Origin of the sequence: Planotetraspora thailandica (assembly GCF_016863335.1) — a bacterium.
Classification (GTDB): domain Bacteria; phylum Actinomycetota; class Actinomycetes; order Streptosporangiales; family Streptosporangiaceae; genus Planotetraspora; species Planotetraspora thailandica.
Genome location: NZ_BOOR01000055.1, coordinates 19,387 through 44,402, shown reverse-complemented (window position 1 = coordinate 44,402; position 25,016 = coordinate 19,387). Strand labels below are relative to the sequence as shown.

Below are 25,016 nucleotides of genomic sequence, written 5' to 3'. Positions count from 1 at the left end.
TTTTCAGATAGTCTGAATCTCAGACCATTCGACATGCCGACAGCCGAGATCAGGGAGGCTGCCTCCCGGTGATAGCGTCTGCCGGGCAGAGCATGTGGGCGTCAGATGAAGCTAAACTCGGGCGAGATGGCAGGTGAGACGGCAGAAGACACGCGAGCGCCCGCAGGTTTCGACCAGAACCTCGGATGGGCGCTCGGGACGTTGTTGCGCGCTTACCTCAAGGGGATCGAGAACGTCGTCGCGGAGCTGCCGGGCGGCCCCCGCAGCTACCAGGTACTCTCGCTCGCCGACTCCGGCAAATGCCACAATCAGGCGCAGATGGCCGAGCATCTCGGCATCGACCGCACCGCGATGACCTACCTGCTCGACGACCTCGAGGCGCTGCGGCTCGTGTCCCGCCAGCCCGACCCCGTCGACCGGCGTTCACGGCGCGTCACCCTGACGCCCAAGGGCAGGAAGCTGCTGAACCAGCTCTCCGAAGGTGTCCGTCAGGTCGAGCACCACGTGCTCGGCGCGCTCAACGCCGAACAGTCCGAGCAGGTTCTCCGCGGGCTGTGCCAGGCCGCGAACGGCCTCTCCCACTCCAAGTCGCCCGAGAACCCCTGCCAGGTCGTCGAGTCCCTCGACCTGAAGGACTGACACCCCGCACCGGACCTGCCGTACGGCAGGCCGACGAAACTCACCGGCCTCGCGGCCCGTGCCCGTTCGACGCCGAGCCTGGCCGTGTCAGCGCTCCCCGTCCAGGCCGCTCAGGATTTCCCGCACATTGAGCACGCTCGGATGGCGGGGGCCGTACCGACGCTCCAGATCCGGCAGCAGGTCGCTCAACGTCTTCCTCGCCCGGACGCGGTCCCCCGCGCCGAGTTCGAGCAGCCCGATCTGGCGCCGCAGGTCCAGCACCTGGTCCTCGTCCACGCCGAAGCGCCGTTCGTCGTCGAGAAGCCGGCCGAGCCGCGTCAGTGCCAGCGTGGTCTCACCGGCCGCGGCGTGGCAGTTCGCCTCCATGAGCCGGAAACGCAGGACCAGGTCGCCGCCGGGCCCGTCCCGTTCGGTCAGGTCGGCGGCGAGCGCGGCGAACTCGGGAGCAGCCCGGCGGTAGTCGCCCGCGAGGAACAGGACGTCGGCAAGCTCGATCCGCAGCGCCATCACGTCGGGGGCGGCCGTCCCGAGCGCACGCGCCGCGGGCTCGACGAACGCGGCGAGGACCTCGGCGGCCTGCGTGAACCGGGACTGCACCTTGAGCGCGTGAGCGTCCTTGCGGGCGAGGGCGACGTCGCTGGGCCGGAACGGTTCATGCGCCGCGGCCTGGCGGGCGGGCCGGGTGATCACCGGCGCGACGTAACTCGTCGTCTGGGCGGGCGCGGCGATTCTGCCCACGACGCTCGCGTACATCCGGACCGGGTGAAGCGAAGCCACGTCCACATATCCGGGGAACGCCGGCAGTTGCCGGCAGAAATCCAGCAACCGTTCGTAGACCACGGCGGCCGACGGCGGCCGCTTGTCCGGCGACTTCTCCAGCAGCCAGAGGACCAGCCGCTCCAGGCCCTCAGGCACCTCCCTTCGCCGATGCCGCAACGGGCGCGGGGCCCGGCCCATGTGGTTGTGCATGGACGCGAGCGGCGTGGGCCCGGAGAACTGGTTCTCCCCCGAGAGCATCTCGTCCAGGACGACGCCGAGGGAGTACAGGTCGCTTTGCGGACTGGCAGAGCCCGCCGTCGCCTGTTCCGGCGACATGTATTCCGGTGTGCCGATCGCGACACCCGTCCGGGTCAGCTTCGTCGCCGTCGGGGAAAGGGCGGCTGCGATTCCGAAGTCCAGAACCTTGACCGTTCCGTCAGGGCTCACCATGAGATTGCTGGGCTTGAGATCCCGGTGGACCAGCGAGTTGGCATGGGCGACGGCGAGCACCGAGCAGGTTTGGGCGGCGATCGCCGCGGCCCAGGCGACCGGGATCTCCGTCTCGTCCAGCAAAGTGGCGACCGAGCAACCGGCGACCTGCTGCATGACCAGGTAAATCTCGTCACCATGCGTGCCGCAGTCATAGACGGCGGGGACTCCGGGATGTTCGAGCCGTGCCGTTACCCGGGACTCGCGGACGAAGCGCTGTGTGAGCTCTTTGTCCGGTTTTCCGTCAGGCTGCCGGTCCACCCGGATGAATTTGATCGCGACGGGCCGGTCGAGACGCTTGTCGTAGCCGAACCAGACCTCCCCCATGCCTCCCCCGCGCCGGGAAAGGGGGTCCAGCTCGTAACGACCGTCGATGGTCCGCCTGCTCAATCCGGCCGCCTTCCGTGAACCCTCACGCCCACCGGAGAAATTACCGGATCACCAATGAATGGAGCGGTCCCCCACAAACGTGCGCATCCTTAGAATTCGCACCATGCCTACTGAGGACGCGGTCCGTGCCCGGCGTTACGACGCGCAACCGGTTGCCCGCCAATCGCCCGTGCGTGTGACGCTGGGCGTCCTGTGGGCACTCGTTCCCTTCTTCTCCCTGGGCTTCCTGACCTCGTTCGTCATCGGGTCGGCAGCCATCCGGCTGAGGAGCCGGAAGCAAGGCATCGCGGCCGGCTCCTATCTCGCCGCGTTCGTCGCCTACCTGTCCGCTGTCGACACTCCGGCGCTGCCCACGGACAGCGCGCAGTACAACGTTGCGATGTGGATCTGGATCCTGGGGGCCTGGGGTGGTGGCACCACCCATGCGTTCGTCCTGCGGAGACGAGTGTTCGAGCCTCGTGCGACCGTTCCGCCGGCGCCGGTGTGGCCGGGCACGGCGCCCTCGCCGGCGCCCTCCGGAACCGTGCCCACCCCGTACGGAGGCGCGGCTGTGCCGCCGAACCCGTCCATGCCCGCTGCGAGTTCCTCCTGGAATCCCTGGGGCGCGCCCGCCTCGCCGGTCACTCACCACACCGGTCAGCCGCAGAGGCTCGGCGCCTACACCCTTCTGCACAAACTCGGCGAAGGAGGGCAGGGCGCGGTGCACATGGGCATCGCACCGGACGGGGCACATGTCGCCGTCAAGGTGCTGCACGAGCGGTTCCGCGGGGGCACGCAGGAACGTGACGCCTTCATGCGTGAGGTGGCCGCGGCGCAGCGGGTGCCGGCGTTCTCGACGGCGCGGGTCGTCGACGTGGGCGTCGACGGCGACACGGCCTACATCGTGAGCGAATACGTCGCGGGGCGTTCCCTGGACCGGCTCGTCCGGGAGGAGGGCCCGCTCAGCGGCGATGCCCTGATCCGGCTCGCCATCGCGACCTCTGCGGCGCTCAACGCCATCCACTCCGCCGGAATCGTGCACCGCGACTTCAAGCCCGCCAACGTGCTGATCGGCTCAGACGGGCCCAGGGTCATCGACTTCGGCATCGCCAAGGCGCTGGATCAGGTCACCATGACCTCGGGCGGTGTCAAGGGAACACCCGCGTTCATGTCGCCTGAGCAGGTCTCCGGTCTGCCGGTCGGCCCGCAGTCGGACATCTTCAGCTGGGCCTCGACCATGTTCTACGGGGCTACCGGCCTGCTCGCCTTCAACGGCGCCACGGCTTTCCAGGTCTTCCAGGCGGTCCTTCACCAGCAGCCCGCGCTGCTGCCACTGCCGCCGTCGCTGCGCGATCCGGTGGCCGCCTGCCTGGACAAGGATCCGCAGCGCCGGCCGACCGCCGCCCAGCTCATGCTGGCCATCGCCCGCTAGCCGTCCGGCTGGAGCGCGCCGTCGATCAGCCCGTGCAGCATGTTCGCCGCGAGCAGGCCGCCCATCTCCGCGATGTCGCGTGCCACGTTCTCGAACTCGGCGATCCTGCGGAAGGCGTCGCCGTACCGCCGTTGTTCGGCGATCGGCAGGCGGGGCAACTGGGCACGCCGCACGTCCACCCGGTACGTCCCGGACGACGTGGTGGCCGCCTGCTCGGCCGAGACGCGCAGGAAGCCCGCGACGAAGTGCGGGTCGAGGATCTCCGTGTCCACCCGGATCACGAACAGATGGGGGCCGAGCAGCACCGTGTCCGTCACCACCCGCGCGCTCACGTCGTGGGTGACCGCGGGCACCACGATGTCGCCGGCGTGGGCGACGACCGCCTCCGGCCTCGCCTCCCCCCGGCCCGTCGGCCCGCGGCCCATCGCCACATCCTTGGCGGTGAGCAACGGTGCCTCTCCCGCATCGGTCTGCATCCGCATGGGAGTCTGCTCGAGGTGAACGGTTCCCGCCCGCGCCAGCTCTCCCAATGTGGTCATGGTCAGTTCGCGCGTCTCGCTCCGGACGGCCGGTAGCAGGCGGGTCAAGCCTGAGGCCCGCTCGTTCAGGTCATCGCGTGACTTCGTCAGGTCTCCCATCCGTACGGAGGGCGCCTTGGGGAGATAGCGGGACGGCGTGAGATCCACTTCGTCGTCCAGCAGATCCATGATCGGCACAGCCCGGCCGGCCGCCTCCAGGCCGTCGGCGAACGACTCGATCGGGCCGTCGGCCATCAGGACATGTGTGGGGACGACGCCCTTTTCATCCGGGCGGCGCAGGAGCCACAGGTGCGGTGGCAGGGTCGACTGCGGGGCCGACCCCGCGGGGAGACCCACCACCGCCTGAACGGTCCCCGTCCGCAGGAGTTGCGACCGGATTCGCCGCCCCGAGCGCCTGCTCGCCGCGGCAGGCGGCATGAGGACGACCACATGCCCGCCCGGCCGCACGCGGGCCAGGCAGTGCTGCACCCACGGCAGTTCCGACTCCCCTCGTGGCGGCAGGCCGTACTGCCAGCGTGGATCGTTGGTCAGCACGTCATAACCCCAGCCCCGCTCGTTGACCGGGGGCACGCACAGCGCCGCATCCACTTCGACGCCGGGGAAGGCGTCGCCGAGCAGTGCGTCGCCGGCGCGGATGTCCGCCTCGGCACCCCGGGCGGCGAGGCGGGCGGCGGCGAACCTGGCCATGGCGGCGTCGCGTTCCTGCCCGAACACCCGGCGGGGCCGTGGACCGTCCGGCGACACGGCGGCCAGCAGCAACGTTCCGAAGCCGCACAGGGGGTCGAGGACCGTTTCGCAGGGCCCGAGCAGGCTCGCCATCAATGCGGCGACGTCGGAGCCGACCACCTGCACGCGCCGCGAGTGCGTCTGCACGTAGCGCCGGAAGAGGAACTCCACCGTGTCGCCGACGCCGCTCGCGGCCGCCAGCCCGGTGGCGCTCTCCAGCAGGGGGCCGGGGACGTGCGCGCCCGCGAGCTCAGGCTGCGGCGGCTCCTGGCCTGCGCCGACGAGCGACGCCGCGACCGAGCTCACCAGGGAGGCGAGCTGGAGGTCGTCCGCGGAGTTGCGGATCTGCTGCCACACCCGCTCGTCCTCGGGCAGCTCCTCCAGCTTTCCCTGGCCGCGCAGCCACGTCTCGACTTGGGAGAGGGAGAACAGCGGATTCGACGACGTGCCGCCGACGGGCTCGGGAAAGTCCGGAAATCTGCGGCGCCAGTTGCTCACAGCGGCCCGGCCCACTCCGGCCAGCCGGGCGATGTCGCCCGATGCCACCGTGGCGTCGTCGTGCATCACGCACCTCTTTCCGATTCCCCGGCGGAGACGTACACGGGCCGCGGCTCTGGACCAGTCTGGCAGGGATTCCGGTTCGATCAGCCCAGAGCTCTGACATATGCGCTGCAACCTACGGCACTTTTCCGGAAATTGTCCACATCGCGAATCAGCTTGTGCGCCGAGTTCACAGTCTGCTCTAATACCGGACGTCTACACGGAGCCGGTCGTACGGCGCCGCGCGACGGGCGCGGAACGCACGCCGTTGCGCGTCGGCGCGCTCGACCGGCTCACCCCTCGATGACTGGAGATCTCATGCACGACAACCCGCAGAACGTCGCCCCCCAGGGCTATGCGCAGCCGTATCCGCAGACCGTGATCGTGCAGCAGAAGAAGAGCGGCGGCTGCCTGAAGGCGGTGCTCATCGGCGGCGCCGTCCTCGTCGGCCTGGTGGTGGTCGGGGTCGCCGTCAGCGGTTCCGGCGATGAAAGCACGTCGGCCGCTCCTGGAGCGGGGACGTCGCAGACCTCGAAGGGGTCCGGGGACAAGGCGCAGGCGCCCGGCGTCGGCGACGTGGTGAAGGACGGCAAGTTCTCCTTCAAGGTCACCACGGTTGAAAAGGGCCTGTCCAAGGTCGGCGAGGGCCTGACCGTCTCCAAGGCTCAGGGGCAGTACATCGTGGTCCACCTGACCGTGAAGAACACCGGCGACGAGGCGCAGATGTTCAGCGATTCGGACCAGAAGCTCATCGACAGCGCGGGCCGCGAATATGACGCCGACTCCGGTGCCGCGATCTGGCTGAAGGACTCCAATGCGTTCCTGAAGAACATCAACCCCGGCAACGAGGTCAAGGGCCTGGTGCTGTTCGACGTGCCGAAGAACTTCAAGCTGAAGGCCATCACGCTGCACGACTCGATGTTCTCCGGCGGTGTCACCGTGTCCCTCGCCTGATGGCCGGGGAACCGCCGGCCGGCGCCTTCAGGAGTAACGCCGTTGCCTGACGGATGTGGCCAGGGCCGCCGCCCGGGCCGCCTCCGTCGGCGTGAACGGCAGGTCGGGACGGCTCACCAGCAAGGCGCGTTCCGGGTGGACGGAGACCACCAGGGTCGTACCGAGCTCACCGGCGTCGTCCACGGTGTCGCCCGGGCGGCGCCATTGCACGTCGGGCGCACGCAGCAGCTCGGCCATCGCCTCGGGCAGCCGGCCCGGGTCTTCGCTGACGCGGTGCGCCAGCACCAGGGCCTGCACGCCCGGATCGATGAGATCCTTGACCTGGGCCCGCACGACCACGATGTCGAGCCCTCCGGCGTCGCCGACGGCCGCCCGCAGGTCGTGCCCGGTGAAGCCCGCGGGCGCCTCGACGACGAACTCGTCCAGGGCGTCGCATCCCGATATCGCGCTGCTGCCCGTTGCCGCGATGTGCAGGGCGAGCACGTTGCAGCGAAGCCGGGCGAAGGCCCCCGCGAGCTCGGCCAGCCGGCCGGGCCGGTCGACCACGCGGGTGCGGATGCGCCACAGGCGCATGGGCCTGTCCTCTCCGACGTCGGCGGTTCCGCGTGGAGCGCGCGCGCTTCCGCCCCGGTGGGCGAGCCGCTTGTGGACGGCGGCCCCCGCGACGAGCGCCACTCCGAGGGACACGAGCAGCAGCGGTCCCGGCTCCGTGTCGCCCAGCATCGTCGCGAGAAGGTGCGCCACGCCCACGGCGACGAACAGCGCCGCCAGTTCCACGGCCTCCCGCCGCCAACTGGAGGAGACGTGACGCCCGTCCGGCGTCGTTCCCGACCGGGCTCGCCCGGCCCCCCGTGCTCGAGTCATGACGCCAGGCTGACCATCGGTTGTTTCACGATCACGCAGCGTGCAATTACGGTGGCATTAAACCTGGCGCACCCACGGTACTTCTGCGTTGCCGTACGGCGAGCCGTGCCGACGCCCGGGGGGTTCACGCCGTGTGGAGCAGACGGGACAGCACGCCCGGGAGGTCGTCGGGGGTGGTGCCGCGCCAGGCGACGAAGCCGTCGGGGCGCACCAGCAGCGGCCCGTACGGCCAGCCGTCGATCAGCCGAGCGCCCGCGGACGCCCACGCGGTGTCCTCCGCGCCCGCCAGGACGGTGAACCGCGACTCGACCAGGTCGAGGGAGGAGACGCCGTCGGCGACCCACATGTGGGGGACGCGCGAGCCGACAGACCCGTCGAGGTCGAGGGCCACGTCCTCGGCCGACGGCAGATCCTGTACGGCCTGGCCGTACCGGTAGCCGAGTTGCACGACGGGGGCGTTGACCACACCCGCTCTGGCCCGCTCGGCCGCCATCGCGGGATCGTTGTCCCAGTGCAGGCGCGGGTCGGCCAGGCGCAGCAGAGCCTGTTCCATGGCGAGCGCGCCCACGGGCCGACGCTCCTCGTCGTAGGTGCTGAGGAGCGCGGGGCCGGCCTCGCCCCGCAGCACGTAGGCGAGTTTCCACGCGAGGTTGTGCGCGTCGGCCACCCCGGTGTTCATGCCGAACGCCCCGAGCGGCGGCACGGCGTGCGCGGCGTCCCCGACGAGGAAGACGCGCCCGGCGGAGAACCTGTCGGCGATCTGGGCGCGCACCCGCCAGGGCAGCACGCTGACGATCTCGACCTCCAGCCCGGGGTCGCCCACCGCCGCCCGGATCACGTCCCGCGCGTGCGCGGGGTCGGCGTTGGTATGGAACACCCACTCCTTCTCACCGTCGATCGTCACGATGGTCCCCGGCGCCTCGGGGGTGGTGACGGAGCAGACGGCGAAGCGGGTTTCGCCGATGACATGCCGCAGGTCCGCGCGGAACAGGACGTTGTTGATGCCGGGCCCGAGCACTCCCGGGCCGGACAGGCCGATGCCGAGCGCGTCGCGCACGGCGCCACGCACGCCGTCGGCCGCCACCAGGTAACGGGCGCGCACGGTCCGCGTGCCCCCGGCGCCGGCCAGCACGGCGGTGACCCCGTCGTCGTCCTGCTCGAACGAGACCAGCTCGGTCCCGTAGGAGACGGTCGCCCCGCGCTCGCGGGCCGCGCCGAGCAGCACTCCGTCGAGCCGGTTCTGCGGGCATGTGCCGCGCATGCGTGCCGGGGTGAAGTCCGGATCGCGGTAGACCTGCGCGCTCGGGCTCATCGTCGTGAAGTCGGCCCCCGCCAGCGTCTCCACGGTGACCTTGCCGAGCGAGATGCCCTTCATGTCGACGGCGACCGCGTTCACGGCGTCCGCGAGACCCATCTCTCGCAGGATCTCCATCGTGCGCGATCCCACGCCCGTGGCTCTCGGGTGCACCTGCGGCCCGGGTTCGCGCTCCACAACGAGCGAGCGAACGCCGTGATGAGCCAGGAAGACCGCGGCGCTCAGGCCCACCGTGCCACCGCCGACGATCAGAACCTCATGCATGAATCCTCCTCATTGGGAACACTGTTCCCGATTTGGGCACACTGTAGCCACAACCGTAGGATGGGCGCCAGAGGGGGTAGGGCGATGTCACTGGTGTGGAGCCGCGAGCCGTACAGTCCCCGGCGGCAGGCGATGAGCCTCGAACGGGTGGCCAGGGCGGCCGTCGCCGTCGCCGATGCCGAAGGGCTCGACGCCCTGTCGATGCGCAGGGTGGCGGCCGAGCTGGGATCGGGCACCACCTCGCTCTACCGCCACATCAGGAACCGCGACGAGCTGCTCGACCTGATGGTGGACGTGGTCAGAGACGAGGTGCCGGCCCTGTCGCTTTCCGGCGACTGGCGGGCGGACCTGGCGGCCCACGCGCACGCCCAGCGGGCCCTGATGTTGCGCCATCCGTGGCTCGGCACGCTGCTGATGATCCGCCCCGCGCTCGGGCCCAACTCGTTGCGCCAGATGAACGAAGCGCTCGCCGCTGCGGCGCAGCTGACCCCCGACGCGACGCGGGTGGCCGGCGTCATCGGCCTGATCGGCGACTACGTGCTCGGCGCCGTCTCACGCGAGCTCGCCGAACTGGAGGCGCACCGCCGTACGGGCCAGAGCGAGCAGGAATGGCGCGCGAGCGTGGGGCCGTACATCAGCGAGGTCATCGCGAGCGGCGACTACCCGCACTTCGCCAGACGCGTCATGGAGGCGCGCGACCTGACGTTCACCGAGCAGTTCGCCTACGGTCTCGAGCGCATCCTCGACGGCATCGGCGGCGGTTGACCGGCTCACTCATGGCGCACCGGGCCTAGCAGAGGCAGCCCGCGTACGGCGTCAGATCGGCTTGCCCGCGAACAGTTCCAGATGGGCGCACCGGGGGCACCAGTAGGCGTCGACCTGCCAGCGCTGGCGGCCGATTCTCTTCGCGCCGCCGAACGGGCCACGCTCGAGGGCACCGGCGATCCACCGCAGGTATCCCTGCGAGCTTTGACCGGCGTCCTCGACGAAACCCGGTTCGAGGCCGACCGTGCCGCACTGGGTGCACCTGAAGTCGTTCATCACGAGCAGCCTAGATCGTGGGTCGCAGCGCGTCACGGCGCGAGTGCCGGAGGCAGATCTTACGAACCGGAGAACCGGTCGTTAATTCGGCGTCTCGCCGGTAAGCATTCGGGGCCGCGGAGCCGCTAACAGACCGTTCGTCTTTACCCTTCCTTGAACGAGGAGACCATGAAGACCACCGTCCGTGTCCTCAGCCTGGCCGGCGTCGCCGTCACCGCGGCCGCCGCACTCGCCACCCCCGCCTCCGCATCGGCGCGGAGCGGGGCCGCCCACCCGGTGTTCGCCCAGACCGACGACCCGCAGGGCAACACGGTCGTCGCCTACGACCGCGGCCACGACGGCTCCCTCACCCGTGCGGGCGCCTACGCGACCGGCGGCCTCGGGGGCGTGCTCGAGGGCTCCGTCGTCGACCACCTCGCCTCCCAGGGATCCCTGACCTACGACCAGCGGCACGGCCTGCTGTACGCGGTCAACGCGGGCAGCGACACCGTCACCGTCTTCGCCGTCCACGGCGACCGGCTCACCCGCACCCAGGTCGTGTCCTCGGGCGGGACGTTCCCCGTCAGCGTCGCCGTGCGCGGAGACCTCGTCTACGTGCTCAACGCCCTGGACGGCGGGTCGATCCAGGGCTACCGCCGGGTCGGCGACCGCGTCGTGCGCGTTCCCTCCTGGAACCGCGGGCTCGGCCTCGACCCCGCCGCCACCCCGCAGTTCACCACCACCCCGGGCCAGGTCGGCTTCACCCCCGGGGGCGACCGCCTCGTGGTCGTCACCAAGGGCAACGGCAACGCCATCAAGGTGTTCGGCCTGAGCCTCCTCGGCGCCCCCTCCGCCAAGCCGGTCACCACCACCCAGGACGGGACGGCCCCCTTCGCGTTCCTCTTCGACGACGGCCGCCGCATGGTCGTCACCCAGGCGGGGCCCAACGCCGTGGCGACCTACACCCTGGGCCGGAGCGGCACGGCGACCCAGATTCAGCAGATCGCCACCGGCCAGGCGGCGACCTGCTGGATCGTGAAGACCGGCCCTTGGCTGTACGCCTCCAACGCGGGCAGCGGCACCCTGTCCGGGTACCGGGACACCGGGACCGGCTCGGTGAAGGCGCTCGGCACCACCGCCACCGACGCCGGCACCGTGGACGCCGCCGCCTCCTCCGACGGCCGCTACCTCTACGTGCAGACCGGCAAGGACGGGAACGTCGACGCCTTCCGCGTCAACTCCGACGGCTCGCTCACGCGGGTCGGCACCGTGACCGTGCCCGGAGCCGTGGGCGGCGAGGGAATAGTCGCACTCTGAACGACGCGGCCCAAATGATCCAGCACGTGATCAGGCACGCCCGTACGGCGTGACGGTTCTGGGAAACGCCTCCTCGAGCCCCGCGGCGGGCGCCCATGCATAGCCGGGCGTCCGCTGCGGCCGCCCGCCGTCTCCGCCGGCCCGTACGCTCACGGCCTCGTCCGCGCAGCTCGCCGGGCCGTCGCCGCTTCGAGCCGCGAATCACCCCCTTGGTAGGTTTCACGGCATGGCTTCTGTCGAACCCGCCGCACACGGCGATGCGACGACGACGCGGCCGCTCGATCCTGAATCCGCCGAATGGGTCCGGACGCTCACCGGCACGGGCGCGGAGCGCGAACGCGCACTCGTACGGTTGCACGAGCTGTTGGTGCGCGTGGCGCGCGGCGAGGTGAGCAGACGGGCGCCCCGGCTGAACATCAGCGGCCCGGAGCTCGACGACCTGGCCCATCAGGCCGCGGCCGACGCCATGATGGCCCTCACCGGCAAGGTGGGGCAGTTCCGCGGGGAGAGCCGGTTCACCACCTGGGCGTACAAGTTCGTGATCTTCGAGGTCTCCGGCAAGATCGGCCGCCATTACTGGCGCAACCCGGACGCACAGCTCGACGCAGAAGACTGGGACCGGCTGCCGGACCGGTTCGGGTTCGACCCGGCCCGCCAGTCGGAATGGCACGACCTGGTCGCCGCCCTGCGCCGTGCGGTGGACGACGACCTGACGGCCCACCAGCGACGCGTGTTCGTCGCGCTCGTGCTTAATGGAATCCCGCTCGACGCCCTCGTCGCTGAGACGGGTTCCAATCGCAACGCCATCTACAAGACCCTCTTCGACGCCCGGCGCAAACTGGCCGCCTCTCTGGCCGCCCGGGGCTACCTGAACCGCGAGGCGAGGCGTTCATGAACGGCTGGTCGCAACTCGAGCGCTTCCTGCAGACCGACCCCCACGACGTGGGATGCGGCGAGGCAATGGAGATCATGCACATCTACGCCGACCTGGTACAGGCCGGCGCCGACCCCGAGGCGCGATACCCAGGCGCGGCGGCGCACCTGCGCGCGTGCGGCCCCTGCGCGGACGACCTAGAAGGACTCCTGGCCGCGTTGGACGACGCCGCTGAAGACGCCTGACCGCCGGCTCGCCTTCACCGGCGTACGGCGGACGGGCCGCGCCAGGCCGCGCCGCGCAGGAGGCGCAGGCCGTTGAGCGCCACGACGATGGTCGACCCCTCGTGCCCGGCGACTCCGAGGGGCAGCGGCAGGTCGCCGAACAGGTCCCACGCCACCAGGACGGAGATGAACGCCGCCGCGACGGCGAGGTTGGCGACGACGAGCCTGCGCGCCCGCCGGGACAGGGCGATGACGGCGGGGAGGGCGGCCAGTTCGTCTCTGACGATGATCGTGTCGGCCGTCTGCAACGCCAGATCGGAGCCCGCCCGGCCCATCGCGACCCCGGTGTGCGCGGCGGCCAGGGCAGGAGCGTCGTTGACGCCGTCGCCGACGAGGACCACCTTGTGGCCGGCTCCCTCCAGCCGCCTCACCGCCTCGACCTTCTGGTGCGGCAGGAGCCCGGCCCGCACGTCCGTGATTCCCACCTGGTCGGCGAGCCTCGTGGCGGCACGCTGGTTGTCGCCGGTCAGGAGGACGGGACTGCTTCCGGTGTGCGTCCTGATCCGCCCGACGGCCTGAGCGGCGCCCGGCCGGAGCCGGTCGTCGAGGCCGAGCACGCCCGCGACCCGGCCGTCCAGGCGCACCACCACGGCTGTCTGCCCGTCCTCCTCCAGTGCGGTGACGATCCCGCGCGCCTGCTCGTCGTCTCCGAGCAGGAATGCGGGGCTTCCCGCCTCCACCAGCCGGCCCCGGACGCGGGCGCGGATCCCGCGGCCCGGCACCGAGGCGAAGTCCCCTGCCGGTTCGAGCGCAAGCCCCGCCTCGCGGGCGGCGCTCACGACGGCGCGTGCCAGCGGATGTTCCGACGGATTCTCCGCGGCGGCCGCGAGGGCCAGCAGCCCGGCCTCGTCTGTCACATCACCCGCGACCTGACCTGCCGCGCCGCCCGGCAGGAGGCGCACCTCGGCCAGGCGGGGCGTCCCCTCGGTAAGAGTGCCGGTCTTGTCGAAGGCGACCAGGGTGGCGGTGCCCAGCCGTTCCATCGCGACGGCCGACTTGACCAGCACGCCGTGCCGTCCGGCGTTGGCGATGGCGGACAGCAGCGGAGGCATGGTGGCCAGCACGACCGCGCACGGCGATGCGACGATCATGAAGGTCATCGCGCGAAGCAGCGTGTCCTGGAACGGCGCGCCGAATGCCAGGGGGATCGCGAACAGCAGCAGAGTGGCCGCCACCATTCCGACCGAATAGCGCTGCTCGACCCGCTCGATGAACAGCTGGGTGGGGGCCTTGGTCCGGCCGGCCTCCTCCACCATGGCCACGATGCGCGCGACCACCGTCTCCCCGGCGGGCCGTTCCACCTGTACGCGCATGGACCCGGTGCCGTTCATCGTGCCGGCGAAGACCTCGTCTCCGGCCTGCTTGGGCACGGGAAGCGGCTCCCCGGTGATGGTGGCCTGGTCGACCTCGCTCAGGCCGTCGATCACCCGGCCGTCCGCGCCGACGCGCTCCCCCGGCCGGACGACGATCACGTCTCCGATCTCCAGATCCTCGGTGGGCACCACACGCTCGGTCCCGCCGGCCTCGATCAGGGTCGCCTTCTGGGGGGCGAGGTCGAGCAGCCCGCGCACCGAGTCCTCGGTCCGCCGCGTCGCGTAGGACTCCAGAGCTCCGGAGGTGGCGAAGATGACGATCAGCAACGCGCCGTCCGTGACCTGCCCGATCGCGGCCGCCCCGAGCGCGGCCGCCACCATCAGCAGGTCGACGTCGAGCCGGCGCTCGGCGAGCGCGCGTACGCCGGCGAGGGCGGGCTCCCAGCCGCCCGCCGCGTAGCAGGCGAGGTACAGCCCCCACCACGACCACGCGGGGGCTCCGGCGAGCTGCGCGGCACCTCCGACGGCGAACAGAGCGGTCGCGGCGGCCGCCCAACGCACCTCCGCCAGATGGAACAGGCGGGTACGGCGAGGCCGTACGAGCGCCCTGTCTGGCCGCTGGGCGTATTCGCGCACGTCAGAGGCATTATTCACTATCACCGCATCATCATATATGCGTAGGTACGCAGATAGTCAGACACTTTGCTCTGGCGTATCGTGGGGTCATGCACACGTCCCTATCGGGCTTCCGGATGCCGAACGACGAACAGGTGCACCTGGCGGCCGAGTCCCTCCGGCTGCTGTCCGACCCCACACGGATGAAGATCTTGTGGGCGCTGCTGCAGGGCGAGTCGTCGGTGGCGTGCCTGGCCGAGCTCGTCGGCGCCGCTCCCACCGCGGTCAGCCAGCATCTGGCCAAGCTGCGCCTGGCCGGGCTGGTCAAGGGCCGCAGGGAAGGGACCTTCGTCTACTACTCCGCCGCGGACGTGCACGTGCAGCGGCTGCTCGACGAAGCCCTCTTCCACGCCGACCACGCCGACCGGGACCTGCCCGATCACCCCGGAACGGACACCAGCGTGCACGCCATGCAGCCCGTCGAGCTCGTGCACAGCCCGTCGGACTCCTGATCGCGCGAAAGCGGCCCCGCCCGGGTGCGGGCGGGGCCGCTTGGAGCACCGGTTCTATCGGGACGGCGTCCCACCGGTGCCCGGAACCGGGGCGTACCCGACGGCCCGGCTGGTGAAGGTCCCCCTGCCCTGGGTACGGCTGCGCAACCGGGTCGCGTAACCGAACAGCTCGGCCAGCGGCACCGTCGCGGTGATCACCATCGTGCCCGCCCGCGCGGCCGAGCCGGAGACCCGGCCGCGCCTGGCCGCCAGGTCGCCCAGCACCCCGCCGACCATGTCGTCGGGCACGGTGCCCGTGACCTCGGCCAGCGGTTCCAGCACCACCATCGCGCAGGCGCGCAGCGCCTCCCGCAGCCCGAGCCGGCCCGCCGTACGGAAGGCCATCTCCGAGGAGTCCTTCGGGTGGGTGAGCCCGTCGGTCAGGGTGACCCGGACGCCGGTCACCGGGTGGCCGCCGAGGGGACCGTCCGCCAGGGCGTCCCGGCATCCGGCCTCCACCGCTCGGGCGTATTCCTGCGGCACCCGCCCGCCGGTGACGACCGAAGTGAAGACCATCGCTCCGGGCCTGCCGTCGCGGACGCCGCCGGGGTCGCTCTCCAGCGGCTGGACGTCCAGCACCACGTGAGCGAACTGACCGGCGCCGCCGTCCTGTTTGACGTGCCGGTACGTCAGGCCGGAGACGCCGCGGACGACCGTCTCCCGGTAGGCCACCTGCGGCCGGCCGACGCCGACGTCAAGCCCGTACCCCCGGCGGATCTTCTCCACCGCCACCTCGAGGTGCAGCTCGCCCATGCCCGACAGCACCGTCTGGCCGGTCTCTGCGTCGGTGCGGACGACCAGCGACGGGTCCTCCTCGGCCAGCCGCGCCAGCGCCGCCGAGAACCGCTCGCCGTCGGTCCTCCTGACGGCCTCCACCGCCACCGAGACCACCGGATCGGTCCCGGCCGGGGGCTCGAAGACCAGCGGAGCGGCGGGATCGCACAAGGTGGCGCCCGTACGCGCCTCCTTGAGCCCGGCGACCGCGACGATGTCTCCGGCCGAGGCCAGGTCGACCTCCGTGTGCCTGTCGGCCTGCACCCGCAGGATGCGGCCGATCCGCTCGGTCCGGCGGGCGCCCGCGTCCAGCACGACGTCTCCCCTTCTGATCGTCCCTGAATACACGCGCAGGTAGGTCAGCCTTCCGGTGGCGGTCGAGCTCACCTTGAAGACCAGCCCGGCGAACGGGCCGGCCGGGTCGGCGGGCCGTTCCCGGGTCGTCTCACCACGTGTGCCGGTCATCGCCGGCACGTCCAGCGGCGAGGGCAGGTAGGCCGCGACGGCGTCCAGCAGCGGCTCGATCCCGCGGTTGCGGTAGGCCCCGCACAGCACGACCACGCCCTCACCGCTGAGGGTCAGGTCGCGCAGCGCGCCGGCGAGCGTCGGCGCGGAGATCTCCGGCTCGGCGTAGTACTCCTCCAACGCGCCCGGGTGCAGTTCGGCCACCGCCTCCTCCAGAGACCGGCGGCGCCGGAGCGCCTCCTCCCGCAGGGAGCCGGGCACCGGGCCCTCGGCGAACGCGTCGCGGCCGTCGGCCCACACCAGCGCACGCATGCGCACAAGGTCGACGACCCCGGTGAATCCGCCTTCGCGCCCGATCGGAAGCTGGACGACCAGCGGGGTCACCCGCAGCCGCGCGCGAATCGACGCGACCGCCGTGTCGAGGTCGGCGCCCGCGCGATCCAGCTTGTTGACGAAGGCGATGCGCGGCACGCCGTACCGGTCGGCCTGCCGCCACACCGACTCGCTCTGCGGTTCGACGCCCGCGACGCCGTCGAACACCGCGACGGCGCCGTCCAGCACCCGCAGCGAGCGCTCCACCTCGTCGGAGAAGTCAACGTGGCCCGGGGTGTCGATCAGGTTGATGCGGTGTCCGTCCCAGACGCAGCTCACCGCCGCGGCGAAGATGGTGATCCCGCGGTCGCGCTCCTGGGGGTCGAAGTCGGTGACGGTCGTCCCGGCGTGCACCTCGCCACGTTTGTAGGTGGCGCCGGTGACGTACAGGATCCGTTCGGTGATGGTGGTCTTGCCCGCGTCGACGTGGGCGAGGATGCCCAGATTGCGGACGCCAGTCAGCGTTTCGGCATGGTGCAGGTTGGCACGCACGGTCCATGGCCTTTCAGGAAGGTCGGAAACAGGACAGCGCGATTCCCGGACGAGACGGCCTGGATCCAGGCCACACGGAGACCCCGATGCGCCGGGCGGACAGGGGTCGGGTGTTCGTCAGAGACGGTCGATGCCGGCCGCGCAGCCGGCAGCGAGCGCCAACGAAGACACCAGGATCACCTCATAGCGCGACTGGGGAATGACGACAGCGGTGCGGTAGCGCACGGCCGGCTCCCCTCGTTCGTCACGGTGTGCGCGCCACTGGCGTTCGCGGCAGCGCATGATCTTCATGGGGAGCGTAGCCACCCCCGACACCCGAAAGAAACCCATTTACCCGCCACCCCACGCCCCCCTCCGCGTGATCATGCAGAAGTTCGGCGGCAGGCGGGGCGACCTGCGCAAACACCAGCCGTGATCATGCAGAAGTTCGGCGAAACACCACCCGGCCTGCGCAAACGCATATCGTGATCATGCAGTTCAAGTGATCACTGGCGTGCACCGCAGGCCCTAGCATCGCCTGCATGCTTGAGCTCTTCGGACTGACTGGACGTAACGTCTTCCTGGCCGTCGGCACGGGGGCACTGATCCTTGGGGGCGTTTTCTCCTTCGGCTCCGGCGACCAACGCGCGGGCGGCGTCCTCCTCCAGATCGCCATGATCGCCATGATCGGCGCGGTGGCCTGTGCGGTTTCCGAGCGTCGCAAGAAGGAGTAGACGCCCGAGCGTCGCCGTACAACCGGCGCGACGTCAGGAGCCGGAGGAGGCCGCCTGCGCGCCGGCGCGCAGGCCGTCGACGACCAGGTCGAGCAGCCGGGCGGCGCGGGCCTCGCCTTCCTCGCCGGGGCTGACGCGCCACAGGAAGCCCAGCATCAGGAGCACGTCGTCCGGGTCGACGCCGCCCCGGATGACGCCGTCGCGCTCGCAGGCGCGCAGCAGCAGGGTGAGGGCGCCGATGACCAGGTCGTACACCTCGCCTGCCAGGCGTTCGTCGGTGAGGGCGTGCAGCATGTCCGACATGCCGTGCTTGATTCGCCCGTAGTAGGCCAGCCGGTCACACCACAACCGCAGGGCCTCCAGCGGAGGGTGCCCGGCCAGCAGTTCCGGAGCGTACTCCGCGAGCCGCTCCACCTCGTGGTGGTAGACGGCCAGCATCAGCGCCTCACGTGTGGGGAAATGGCGGTACAGGGTTCCCGGCCCCACGCCCGCCTTCTTGGCGATGGAGTTCAGCGACGCGTCGCTGGACGCCGTGAACGCGTCCCGCGCGACCTCGATGATGCGCGCGCGGTTCTCCCGCGCGTCCGCCCGCACGGGCTCGTTCCGCTGCTCGGCCATGGCGCCCTCTCTTGCGTACCGGAGACCTCTCCGGTACTGTCGTGACACGCCATCCGGAGAGCTCTCCGGAATAGTAGCCCACCAGGCCGGATGGCCCACGGACCCCGGCCACCACCGAGCACAACGGAGTCCCGATTGAGCACCCTGCAAGAACCCATCACCGACACACCGTTCGACGCCTCCTCCACAGCGGACGACGTCATCAAGGGCATCGACCTGACCGGCAAGGTCGCGATCGTCACCGGCGGCCACTCCGGCATCGGCGCGGAGACCACGCGGGTGCTGCGCGCGGCCGGAGCACAGGTCATCGTGCCCGTACGCCAGCCGGAAAAGGCCGCCCACATGCTGAAGGGCGTCGACGGCGTCGACATCGAGAAGCTGGACCTGATCGACCCCGCCTCCGTCGACGCCTTCGCCGAGCGCTTCCTGGCCTCCGGCCGGCCTCTGCACATCCTGGTCAACAGCGCGGGGATCATGGGCGTGCCACTTTCCCGCGACGCCCGCGGCTACGAGTCGCATTTCGCCACCAACCACCTCGGGCATCATCAGCTCACCGTCCGGTTGTGGCGGGCGCTCCTCGACGCCCACGGCGCGCGGGTGGTCGCCGTCTCCGCCGCCGCGCACCGGTACTCCCCGGTCGTCTTCGACGACCCCCACTTCGAGCGCCGTGACTACCACCCGATGCTCGGGTACGGCCAGTCGAAGACCGCCAACATCCTGTTCGCCCGCGAACTGGACCGGCGCGGCGCGGCCCACGGCGTACGCGCCTTCTCCGTGCACCCGGGCTCCATCCTCGGCACCAATCTCAGCCGCTATGCACCCACCGAAGCCCTGCGCGCGATGGGCCTCCTCGACGAGCACGGCAACCCGGTCATCGACCCCTTCGCCGGAAAGAAGAACGTCCAGCAGGGCGCCTCGACCAGCGTGTGGTGCGCGGTCAGCCCGCAACTCGACGACAAGGGCGGGGTCTACTGCCTGGACAACAACATCGCCGTCGTCGTCGATCCGGACTCGCGCACGACCGACCCGCTCCGGCATGGCACGTCGGAGATTCCCCCGGCCGGGCTGTCGCCGCACGCGGCCTCCGCGGAGGACGCCGCCCGCCTGTGGGATCTCAGCGACGAGCTGACCGGCGCCACCCTGCCCTGACGCGGCTCGCGACGGCTTCCAGCCTCCGGGCCCGGCGCAGGTCTTCTGCGGCTCCCAGCCCGTCAAACCCGCGTAGCGATGTGAGCCGTCGCCGTCAGGATCGAATCAAGGATGCGCCGATCAGCGGACGGCCGACCGATATTTGAGCCATGACCATGGTTTCCTCCTGGCGTGCGACGGACCTCCGGCCGTGGTACGGCCGGGGCATGGAGCAGTTCCATCACCCACGGCCCGCCTGCGTGGGCCGGAACTCCCATCTCCGGCCCACGGACGAGCGGCGGCGACTGACGGACGGGCTCCGCGGTGCCGTACTGGAGATCGGCGCCGGCGACGGCGTCAAGTTCCTCTGCTATCCGGACACGGTCCGCGAGATCTCCTTCGCCGAGACCGACCCCTTCCTGCTCAAGACGGTGCAGCTGGCCTGCGGCGACGGGCGGGTGAAACCGGTGGTCGGCGACCTCACCGGCCTCCCGCTGCCGGACGGCGCGCTCGACGCCGTGGTGTGCTCACTGGTCCTGTGCACCGCGCCCGATCTCGCCCGTGCGCTCGCCGAGCTCAAGCGGGTGCTCAGGCCGGGCGGCGAGCTCCGCTTCTACGAGCACGTGCGCTCGGGCAACCCGCTGACCGCGGCGGCGGAGCGCCTCGTGAAACCGTTGTGGCCCCGGGTGTCGGGCGGCTGCCACCCCGGCCGCGACACGCTGACCGCGATCGAGGCGGCCGGCTTCGCGGTCGAAGACGTGTCCGATGTCTCCTTCCGTGCGGTGAGCCACGTGCTCGGCCGCGCGGTCACTCGTCGGTGAAGCGCTGATCCTGCCGGTCGAGGTGACGCTGGAGCCGGCGATGCGTCTCGTGGCCGATCTCCCCCTCGGCGTACATGTGGGCGAGCGCGTCGCTCTGTACGGCGAGCACCTCGCGGCGTATCTGACCGTAGGGGCCGGTGAGGTCCTCGGACTCCTGGTCGAGATCCATCTGGAGCCGCAGCGACCGGCGGACGTGTTCGATCATGGTGGGTGAGGCGGCCTCGACGTCTTCGAGCTGGTCGACGTAGTCGACGGCGATCTCCGTGAGCCGCCGGCGCGCGCGGATGTATTCGGCGCGCGAGTGGTCGGGGGCGACCGACAGGCCCGAGAGCCTCACCAGCGGGGCGAGGGTGAAGCCCTGAACGACCAGGGACATGACGATCACTCCGGTCGCCAGGACCATGAGCAGGCTGCGATGAGGCAGCGGCTGCCCTGCCGCGGTGGACACCGGGATCGACAGGGCGGCGGCGAGGGGCACCACGCCGCGGGCTCCCGCCCAGGAGACGACCGCGGGCACCTGCCACGACGGACGGAACCTGCCGCCCCTGCGCCACTGCTGGATCGCCGACAGCGGGAACAGCCAGGCCACCCGGACCAGCACCAGCGTGAGCGCGACGGCGAAGACGGCCGGCACCCAAGCCCCCTCGTCCGCGGACAGTTCGCGGATCTGACCGGGCAGCTGGAGGCCTATGAGGCTGAAGACGACGCTCTCCAGAATGAAGATCACCGTTCCGTAGACCGCTGTCAGCTGGAGCCGGGTGCCGGCGTTGCTCAGTTCGTGCTGCTTGACGCCGAGGATCATCGCGGCCACGATGACCGCGGTCACTCCTGAGGCGTGGACGGTCTCGGCCAGCACGTAGGCCAGGTAGGGGACGATGAGGGCGATCACGCTCTCCAGCACCGGATCGTCGGTGCGCCGGCGCACCAGCGAGACGCCGGCGGCGACCAGGCCGCCCACGAGGGCACCGCCTCCGGCCAGCCGTACGAAGTCGGTGCTGATGCTCACCCAGCCCGCCACGCCGCCCGCCACGGCTGCCGAGATCGCGATGCGGAACAGGATGAGGCTGGTGGCGTCGTTGAAGAGGCTTTCCGCCTGGACGAGGGTCTGCAGCCGCGGAGGGAGCGAGAGCCTGCGGCCGAGAGCGGTGACGGCCACCGGGTCGGTGCTGGCCAGCACGGCGCCGAGGACGAACCCCAACGCCAGGGGAAGCGGGGTCAGCAGGGTGGTGACGAAGCCGACGGCGGCGGCGGAGAACAGCACGAGACCCACGGACAGAAGGGCGACCGGCCGCCACAGGCGCTTGAGCTCGCGCAGGGAGAGCTCCTCCCCCGCCGCGTACAGCAGGGGCGGCAGCACGATCAGGCTGACGACCTCTGGGGTGACGTGGATCTGCTCGGAGAAGGGCAGCAGCCCGATGACGACTCCGGCGACCACGAGCAGCGACGGCGCGGGCACACTGATCCGCCCGGCGAACGTGGCCACCACGGCGGCCACGGCAACCAGGAACAGCACAATCTGCACGCTCTGCACCGGCGACTCCTCGGCAGCCCTTGGAAATGCCGACCAGACTTCCCGGCGCACCTGGGCACCAAGGTACAGGAAAGTCGCAAAAGGTTCGGCTCACTGCCGACGGGCGACTCCGAACACGTGGGCGACCCGGTCGACCTCGAAGCGCTCGACCTGGTCGAGCTGGAAACCCGCGGCGGTGATGGAGCGCACGGTGTCGCGGGCGGGGTGGCAACCGCCGCCCGACTGCGTCAGGAGCGGGCTGACCAGCCTCTCCGTCAGGGCCGTGAAGGGGTTGACGGAGCGGACGTGCTCGTAGAAGCGCAGCCGGCCGCCGGCCCGCAGGACCCGTCTGATCTCCCTGAGCGCCGCATCCAGACGGGGTGCGGAGCACAGGGCCAGCGAGCAGATCACCGCGTCGACGGCCTCGTCGGGAAGGGGCAGGCGGTCGAAGGAGCCGGACAGCACGCGTACCGGAACGGCGTCCCGGTAGCCCTGCCGTGCGGTGTCGCACAGGCCGGGGTCGGGCTCCACCGCGATGATCTCGCGGACCTCGGAGGGATAGAGGCGGAACTTGACGCCGTCCCCCGCGCCGAGCTCGAGCACGGTGCCCGACAGCCCGCGCATGAGCGATTCGCGCAGAGGTGAGGGGCGGCGGCCGCTGCACACCGCGCGCGGGTGATGGAACTGCTCGATGCCGACGCCGGTATCAGGGGGCTCGGTCTCGCGAATCATGTCCTTCTCCACGGACGCCTTTCCACGGTCCTGCCGGGACGGGCCCGCTTTCCCGCCCCGGCGAGAACCCTTGCGGTGACGCTAGACCCAGGGCGGACGTCATGAAGCCGATCACTACGCAACCCAGACGGCGGCGCCGGGAAACCTGACGCGGCGTTGACGCCCCGCCTTCCGGCCGGAGACGGCCCCGTCAACGTCCCGAAGCGATCGCGTGGTTAATGCGTCAATCGGGTTGCGACCGTCACGCCCATAAGTCCTACGGTCACATGCGTCTGTGGTTCCAAATCTTGTGGTGATCTTGCATGACCTTCGAAAATCTTGTCGGCTTGATCGTTTCGATCGCCCTACTCGTGTACCTGCTTCTCGCGATCCGCTCCCCTGAGAGGTTCTGATGGTCACCGAAGCGCCGGTCGCGCCGGACGCCCCCCGCACGGAGGAGCCCCGCCCCGGTCACCGCGTCGCCGGTGGGCTGCTCGATCCGCGCCAGCTCTGGAAGTCGCTGCCGGAGGCGCTGCGCAAGCTCGACCCGAGAGTCCTGTGGCGCAACCCCGTCATGTTCGTCACCGAGGTGGGCGCTCTGCTGACCACGGTGTTCACCATCCCTCACCCCTCCGTCTTCGGCTGGCTGATCACCGCCTGGCTGTGGCTGACCGTGATCTTCGCCAACCTGGCCGAGGCCGTGGCCGAGAGCAGGGGCCGCGCCCAGGCTGCCACCCTGCGTCTCACCAGGCGGCAGACCGTCGCGCGGCGCCTCGTGGGCTGGGCGGAAGGAGCCCCGCCGTCGGCGATCCGTGAGGAGGAGATCCCCGCCGACCGCCTGCGGCGCGGGGACGTCGTGGCCGTCGACGCCGGCCACCTGATCCCGGGCGACGGCGACGTGGTCGACGGGGTGGCCAGTGTCGACGAGTCCGCCATCACCGGAGAGTCGGCCCCGGTCATTCGCGAGTCCGGCGGCGACCGCTGCGCCGTCACCGGCGGGACCCGCGTCCTCTCAGACCGGATCGTGGTGCGGATCACGCAGGAGCCGGGCGAGAGCTTCATCGACCGCATGATCACCCTTGTCGAGGGCGCCAAGCGGCAGAAGACCCCGAACGAGCTGGCACTCAACCTGCTTCTGGTCGCTTTGACCATCATCTTCCTGTTCGCCACCGTGACTCTGCAGCCGATGGCGATCTTCTCCAAGGGCGTGATGGCCGCGGCTCCCGACACTCTGGCGATCACGAGTTCGGGCATCGCGGGCGTCGTACTGGTCTCACTCCTGGTCTGCCTGATCCCGACCACGATCGGCGCGCTCCTGTCCGCGATCGGAATCGCCGGCATGGACCGGATGGTGCAGCGCAACGTGCTCGCGATGTCGGGCCGTGCCGTCGAAGCCGCGGGTGACGTGCACACCCTGTTGTTGGACAAGACCGGCACCATCACGTTCGGCAACCGCCAGGCCGACGCCTTCATCCCGGTCGGCGGGACGCGGGAGAGCGACCTCGCGCGCGCCGCCCTGCTGTCGAGCCTCGCCGACAGGACTCCCGAGGGACGCTCCATCCTGGACCTGGCCCGCAAGCGCGTCGGGCCGGATGCGGGCGCAGAGGCGGACGGGGTGTGGGTGCCCTTCTCGGCCGTCACCCGGATGTCGGGGGTCGACCTCCCCGGGCGCGTCCTGCGTAAGGGCGCGGCCGCGTCCGTGTCCTCATGGGTGCGCGACAACGGCGGGTCGGTCCCGCCGGAACTGGCCGCCGTGGTCGAGGAGGTGTCCTCCTCCGGTGGGACGCCCCTGGTCGTGGCGGAGCAGACGCGCGTGCTCGGCGTCGTCCGTCTCAAGGACGTCGTGAAGCCCGGTCTGCGTGAGCGTTTCGATGAGATGCGCCGCATGGGCATCCGCACCGTGATGATCACGGGTGACAATCCGGTCACCGCCAAGGCGATCGCGGACGAGGCGGGGGTGGACGACTTCCTGGCGGAGGCGACCCCCGAGGACAAGCTTGCGCTGATCAAGAAGGAGCAGGAGGGCGGGCGGCTGGTCGCGATGACCGGTGACGGCACCAACGACGCGCCGGCGCTCGCACAGGCCGACGTCGGCGTGGCGATGAACACCGGCACCTCGGCCGCCAAGGAAGCCGGGAACATGGTCGACCTCGACTCCGACCCCACGAAGATCGTGGAAATCGTGGAGATCGGCAAGCAGTTGCTGATCACGCGTGGGGCGCTGACCACGTTCTCCATCGCCAACGACATCGCGAAATACTTCGCAATCCTCCCGGCGATGTTCGGCCCGATCTACCCGGGGCTGCAGCGCCTCAACATCATGGGTCTGCACTCGCCTCTCTCGGCCATCCTGTCCGCCGTCATCTTCAACGCCGTCGTCATCGTCGCGCTGATCCCGCTCGCCCTGCGGGGCGTGCGCTACCGGCCCTCCAGCGCCTCCACACTGCTCGCCCGCAACCTCTGGGTGTACGGCCTCGGCGGAGTGGTCGTGCCCTTCGTGGCCATCAAGCTGATCGACCTCGTCGTCCAGTTCATTCCAGGAATCTGA

General features: G+C 70.6%; 24 protein-coding genes. 12 read left to right on the top strand and 12 right to left on the bottom strand.

Features of this window, described 5'->3' with window-relative positions; translation table 11 throughout:
• Positions 1–126: 126 nt before the first annotated feature.
• Entirely contained in the window at positions 127–639 is a 513-nt protein-coding gene (locus tag Pth03_RS30320; RefSeq protein ID WP_203947843.1) for a MarR family winged helix-turn-helix transcriptional regulator, read from the top strand.
• Between the two features lie 87 nt (positions 640–726).
• On the opposite strand, the gene Pth03_RS30315 is transcribed toward Pth03_RS30320, so the two are convergent.
• Positions 727–2,277: a serine/threonine-protein kinase gene (locus Pth03_RS30315; RefSeq protein ID WP_239119477.1), complete on the bottom strand. Its 1,551-nt coding sequence runs from the start codon at positions 2,275–2,277 to the stop codon at positions 727–729.
• Between the two features lie 103 nt (positions 2,278–2,380).
• On the opposite strand from Pth03_RS30315, the gene Pth03_RS30310 reads away from it, so the two are divergent.
• Positions 2,381–3,688 (top strand): serine/threonine-protein kinase, encoded by a 1,308-nt coding sequence (locus Pth03_RS30310; RefSeq protein ID WP_203947842.1) that lies wholly within the window; start codon positions 2,381–2,383, stop codon positions 3,686–3,688.
• Here the strand turns inward: Pth03_RS30310 and Pth03_RS30305 are convergent.
• Entirely contained in the window at positions 3,685–5,517 is a 1,833-nt protein-coding gene (locus Pth03_RS30305) for an N-6 DNA methylase (RefSeq protein ID WP_203947841.1), read from the bottom strand. The two genes, Pth03_RS30310 and Pth03_RS30305, sit on opposite strands and share 4 nt — an antisense overlap.
• 294 nt (positions 5,518–5,811) lie before the next feature.
• Here Pth03_RS30305 and Pth03_RS30300 point away from each other — a divergent pair, with 294 nt between their 5' ends.
• Positions 5,812–6,447, top strand: a complete 636-nt coding sequence (locus Pth03_RS30300) for a DUF4352 domain-containing protein (protein WP_203947840.1) — start codon at positions 5,812–5,814, stop codon at positions 6,445–6,447.
• A 27-nt stretch (positions 6,448–6,474) separates the two neighbouring features.
• Here the strand turns inward: Pth03_RS30300 and Pth03_RS30295 are convergent, their stop codons facing one another.
• Both Pth03_RS30295 and Pth03_RS30290 read right to left on the bottom strand, forming a co-directional pair.
• Positions 6,475–7,311, bottom strand: coding sequence for an ACT domain-containing protein (locus Pth03_RS30295; RefSeq protein ID WP_203947839.1), 837 nt, complete (start codon positions 7,309–7,311; stop codon positions 6,475–6,477).
• A gap of 124 nt (positions 7,312–7,435) precedes the next feature.
• Positions 7,436–8,890: an FAD-dependent monooxygenase gene (locus Pth03_RS30290; RefSeq protein ID WP_203947838.1), complete on the bottom strand. Its 1,455-nt coding sequence runs from the start codon at positions 8,888–8,890 to the stop codon at positions 7,436–7,438.
• An 84-nt stretch (positions 8,891–8,974) separates the two neighbouring features.
• On the opposite strand from Pth03_RS30290, the gene Pth03_RS30285 reads away from it, so the two are divergent.
• Entirely contained in the window at positions 8,975–9,655 is a 681-nt protein-coding gene (locus Pth03_RS30285; protein WP_203947837.1) for a TetR/AcrR family transcriptional regulator C-terminal domain-containing protein, read from the top strand.
• Positions 9,656–9,706: 51 nt separating this feature from the next.
• Here Pth03_RS30285 and Pth03_RS30280 read toward each other — a convergent pair whose 3' ends face one another.
• Entirely contained in the window at positions 9,707–9,931 is a 225-nt protein-coding gene (locus tag Pth03_RS30280; protein WP_203947836.1) for a hypothetical protein, read from the bottom strand.
• A gap of 168 nt (positions 9,932–10,099) precedes the next feature.
• Here Pth03_RS30280 and Pth03_RS30275 point away from each other — a divergent pair, with 168 nt between their 5' ends.
• Positions 10,100–11,227: a lactonase family protein gene (locus tag Pth03_RS30275; protein ID WP_203947835.1), complete on the top strand. Its 1,128-nt coding sequence runs from the start codon at positions 10,100–10,102 to the stop codon at positions 11,225–11,227.
• Between the two features lie 30 nt (positions 11,228–11,257).
• Here the strand turns inward: Pth03_RS30275 and Pth03_RS42230 are convergent, their stop codons facing one another.
• Positions 11,258–11,380, bottom strand: a complete 123-nt coding sequence (locus Pth03_RS42230) for a hypothetical protein (protein ID WP_275413250.1) — start codon at positions 11,378–11,380, stop codon at positions 11,258–11,260.
• A gap of 73 nt (positions 11,381–11,453) precedes the next feature.
• On the opposite strand from Pth03_RS42230, the gene Pth03_RS30270 reads away from it, so the two are divergent.
• Both Pth03_RS30270 and Pth03_RS30265 read left to right on the top strand, forming a co-directional pair.
• On the top strand, positions 11,454–12,122 hold the full coding sequence (locus Pth03_RS30270) for a sigma-70 family RNA polymerase sigma factor (RefSeq protein WP_203947834.1): 669 nt from the start codon (positions 11,454–11,456) through the stop codon (positions 12,120–12,122).
• A complete protein-coding gene (locus tag Pth03_RS30265) occupies positions 12,119–12,346 on the top strand; it encodes a hypothetical protein (protein ID WP_203947833.1) in 228 nt (75 codons plus the stop codon). The genes Pth03_RS30270 and Pth03_RS30265 overlap by 4 nt, the downstream gene beginning before the upstream one ends.
• Positions 12,347–12,360: 14 nt before the next feature.
• On the opposite strand, the gene Pth03_RS30260 is transcribed toward Pth03_RS30265, so the two are convergent.
• Complete coding sequence (locus Pth03_RS30260; RefSeq protein ID WP_444544180.1) at positions 12,361–14,358, bottom strand: heavy metal translocating P-type ATPase; 1,998 nt, start codon at positions 14,356–14,358, stop codon at positions 12,361–12,363.
• A 65-nt stretch (positions 14,359–14,423) separates the two neighbouring features.
• Here Pth03_RS30260 and Pth03_RS30255 point away from each other — a divergent pair, with 65 nt between their 5' ends.
• Positions 14,424–14,825, top strand: coding sequence for an ArsR/SmtB family transcription factor (locus tag Pth03_RS30255; RefSeq protein ID WP_203947832.1), 402 nt, complete (start codon positions 14,424–14,426; stop codon positions 14,823–14,825).
• 54 nt (positions 14,826–14,879) lie between these two features.
• Here Pth03_RS30255 and fusA read toward each other — a convergent pair whose 3' ends face one another.
• Both fusA and Pth03_RS30245 read right to left on the bottom strand, forming a co-directional pair.
• Positions 14,880–16,967, bottom strand: a complete 2,088-nt coding sequence (gene fusA, locus Pth03_RS30250) for an elongation factor G (protein WP_239119476.1) — start codon at positions 16,965–16,967, stop codon at positions 14,880–14,882.
• 117 nt (positions 16,968–17,084) lie between these two features.
• Positions 17,085–17,258, bottom strand: coding sequence for a hypothetical protein (locus Pth03_RS30245; protein ID WP_203947831.1), 174 nt, complete (start codon positions 17,256–17,258; stop codon positions 17,085–17,087).
• A gap of 230 nt (positions 17,259–17,488) precedes the next feature.
• Here Pth03_RS30245 and Pth03_RS30240 point away from each other — a divergent pair, with 230 nt between their 5' ends.
• Positions 17,489–17,680 (top strand): hypothetical protein, encoded by a 192-nt coding sequence (locus Pth03_RS30240; RefSeq protein WP_203947830.1) that lies wholly within the window; start codon positions 17,489–17,491, stop codon positions 17,678–17,680.
• A 33-nt stretch (positions 17,681–17,713) separates the two neighbouring features.
• Here Pth03_RS30240 and Pth03_RS30235 read toward each other — a convergent pair whose 3' ends face one another.
• Positions 17,714–18,298, bottom strand: a complete 585-nt coding sequence (locus tag Pth03_RS30235; RefSeq protein WP_203947829.1) for a TetR/AcrR family transcriptional regulator — start codon at positions 18,296–18,298, stop codon at positions 17,714–17,716.
• A 135-nt stretch (positions 18,299–18,433) separates the two neighbouring features.
• Here Pth03_RS30235 and Pth03_RS30230 point away from each other — a divergent pair, with 135 nt between their 5' ends.
• Both Pth03_RS30230 and Pth03_RS30225 read left to right on the top strand, forming a co-directional pair.
• Positions 18,434–19,447 (top strand): SDR family NAD(P)-dependent oxidoreductase, encoded by a 1,014-nt coding sequence (locus tag Pth03_RS30230; RefSeq protein ID WP_203947828.1) that lies wholly within the window; start codon positions 18,434–18,436, stop codon positions 19,445–19,447.
• A gap of 149 nt (positions 19,448–19,596) precedes the next feature.
• Positions 19,597–20,247 (top strand): class I SAM-dependent methyltransferase, encoded by a 651-nt coding sequence (locus Pth03_RS30225; RefSeq protein WP_239119475.1) that lies wholly within the window; start codon positions 19,597–19,599, stop codon positions 20,245–20,247.
• On the opposite strand, the gene Pth03_RS30220 is transcribed toward Pth03_RS30225, so the two are convergent.
• The gene (locus Pth03_RS30220) at positions 20,234–21,778 is read right to left on the bottom strand and encodes a Na+/H+ antiporter (protein WP_203947827.1); all 1,545 of its coding nucleotides are present in this window, start codon (positions 21,776–21,778) and stop codon (positions 20,234–20,236) included. The two genes, Pth03_RS30225 and Pth03_RS30220, sit on opposite strands and share 14 nt — an antisense overlap.
• Positions 21,779–21,868: 90 nt before the next feature.
• Positions 21,869–22,489 (bottom strand): class I SAM-dependent methyltransferase, encoded by a 621-nt coding sequence (locus Pth03_RS30215; protein ID WP_203947826.1) that lies wholly within the window; start codon positions 22,487–22,489, stop codon positions 21,869–21,871.
• A 391-nt stretch (positions 22,490–22,880) separates the two neighbouring features.
• Here Pth03_RS30215 and kdpB point away from each other — a divergent pair, with 391 nt between their 5' ends.
• Positions 22,881–25,016: a potassium-transporting ATPase subunit KdpB gene (kdpB, locus tag Pth03_RS30210; protein ID WP_203947825.1), complete on the top strand. Its 2,136-nt coding sequence runs from the start codon at positions 22,881–22,883 to the stop codon at positions 25,014–25,016.

Excerpts from the sequence above, each read along its gene's own strand:
- Pth03_RS30290 (WP_203947838.1), bottom strand. The coding sequence starts at position 8,890 with ATGCATGAGGTTCTGATCGTCGGCGGTGGCACGGTGGGCCTGAGCGCC.
- Pth03_RS30305 (WP_203947841.1), bottom strand. The coding sequence starts at position 5,517 with ATGCACGACGACGCCACGGTGGCATCGGGCGACATCGCCCGGCTGGCC.
- Pth03_RS30225 (WP_239119475.1), top strand. The coding sequence starts at position 19,597 with ATGACCATGGTTTCCTCCTGGCGTGCGACGGACCTCCGGCCGTGGTAC.
- Pth03_RS30285 (WP_203947837.1), top strand. The coding sequence starts at position 8,975 with ATGTCACTGGTGTGGAGCCGCGAGCCGTACAGTCCCCGGCGGCAGGCG.
- Pth03_RS30215 (WP_203947826.1), bottom strand. The coding sequence starts at position 22,489 with ATGATTCGCGAGACCGAGCCCCCTGATACCGGCGTCGGCATCGAGCAG.
- Pth03_RS30235 (WP_203947829.1), bottom strand. The coding sequence starts at position 18,298 with ATGGCCGAGCAGCGGAACGAGCCCGTGCGGGCGGACGCGCGGGAGAAC.
- Pth03_RS30255 (WP_203947832.1), top strand. The coding sequence starts at position 14,424 with ATGCACACGTCCCTATCGGGCTTCCGGATGCCGAACGACGAACAGGTG.
- Pth03_RS30265 (WP_203947833.1), top strand. The coding sequence starts at position 12,119 with ATGAACGGCTGGTCGCAACTCGAGCGCTTCCTGCAGACCGACCCCCAC.
- kdpB (WP_203947825.1), top strand. The coding sequence starts at position 22,881 with ATGGTCACCGAAGCGCCGGTCGCGCCGGACGCCCCCCGCACGGAGGAG.
- Pth03_RS30300 (WP_203947840.1), top strand. The coding sequence starts at position 5,812 with ATGCACGACAACCCGCAGAACGTCGCCCCCCAGGGCTATGCGCAGCCG.
- Pth03_RS30310 (WP_203947842.1), top strand. The coding sequence starts at position 2,381 with ATGCCTACTGAGGACGCGGTCCGTGCCCGGCGTTACGACGCGCAACCG.
- Pth03_RS30270 (WP_203947834.1), top strand. The coding sequence starts at position 11,454 with ATGGCTTCTGTCGAACCCGCCGCACACGGCGATGCGACGACGACGCGG.
- Pth03_RS30275 (WP_203947835.1), top strand. The coding sequence starts at position 10,100 with ATGAAGACCACCGTCCGTGTCCTCAGCCTGGCCGGCGTCGCCGTCACC.
- Pth03_RS30320 (WP_203947843.1), top strand. The coding sequence starts at position 127 with ATGGCAGGTGAGACGGCAGAAGACACGCGAGCGCCCGCAGGTTTCGAC.
- Pth03_RS30245 (WP_203947831.1), bottom strand. The coding sequence starts at position 17,258 with ATGAAGATCATGCGCTGCCGCGAACGCCAGTGGCGCGCACACCGTGAC.
- Pth03_RS30240 (WP_203947830.1), top strand. The coding sequence starts at position 17,489 with ATGCTTGAGCTCTTCGGACTGACTGGACGTAACGTCTTCCTGGCCGTC.
- Pth03_RS30280 (WP_203947836.1), bottom strand. The coding sequence starts at position 9,931 with ATGAACGACTTCAGGTGCACCCAGTGCGGCACGGTCGGCCTCGAACCG.
- Pth03_RS30295 (WP_203947839.1), bottom strand. The coding sequence starts at position 7,311 with ATGACTCGAGCACGGGGGGCCGGGCGAGCCCGGTCGGGAACGACGCCG.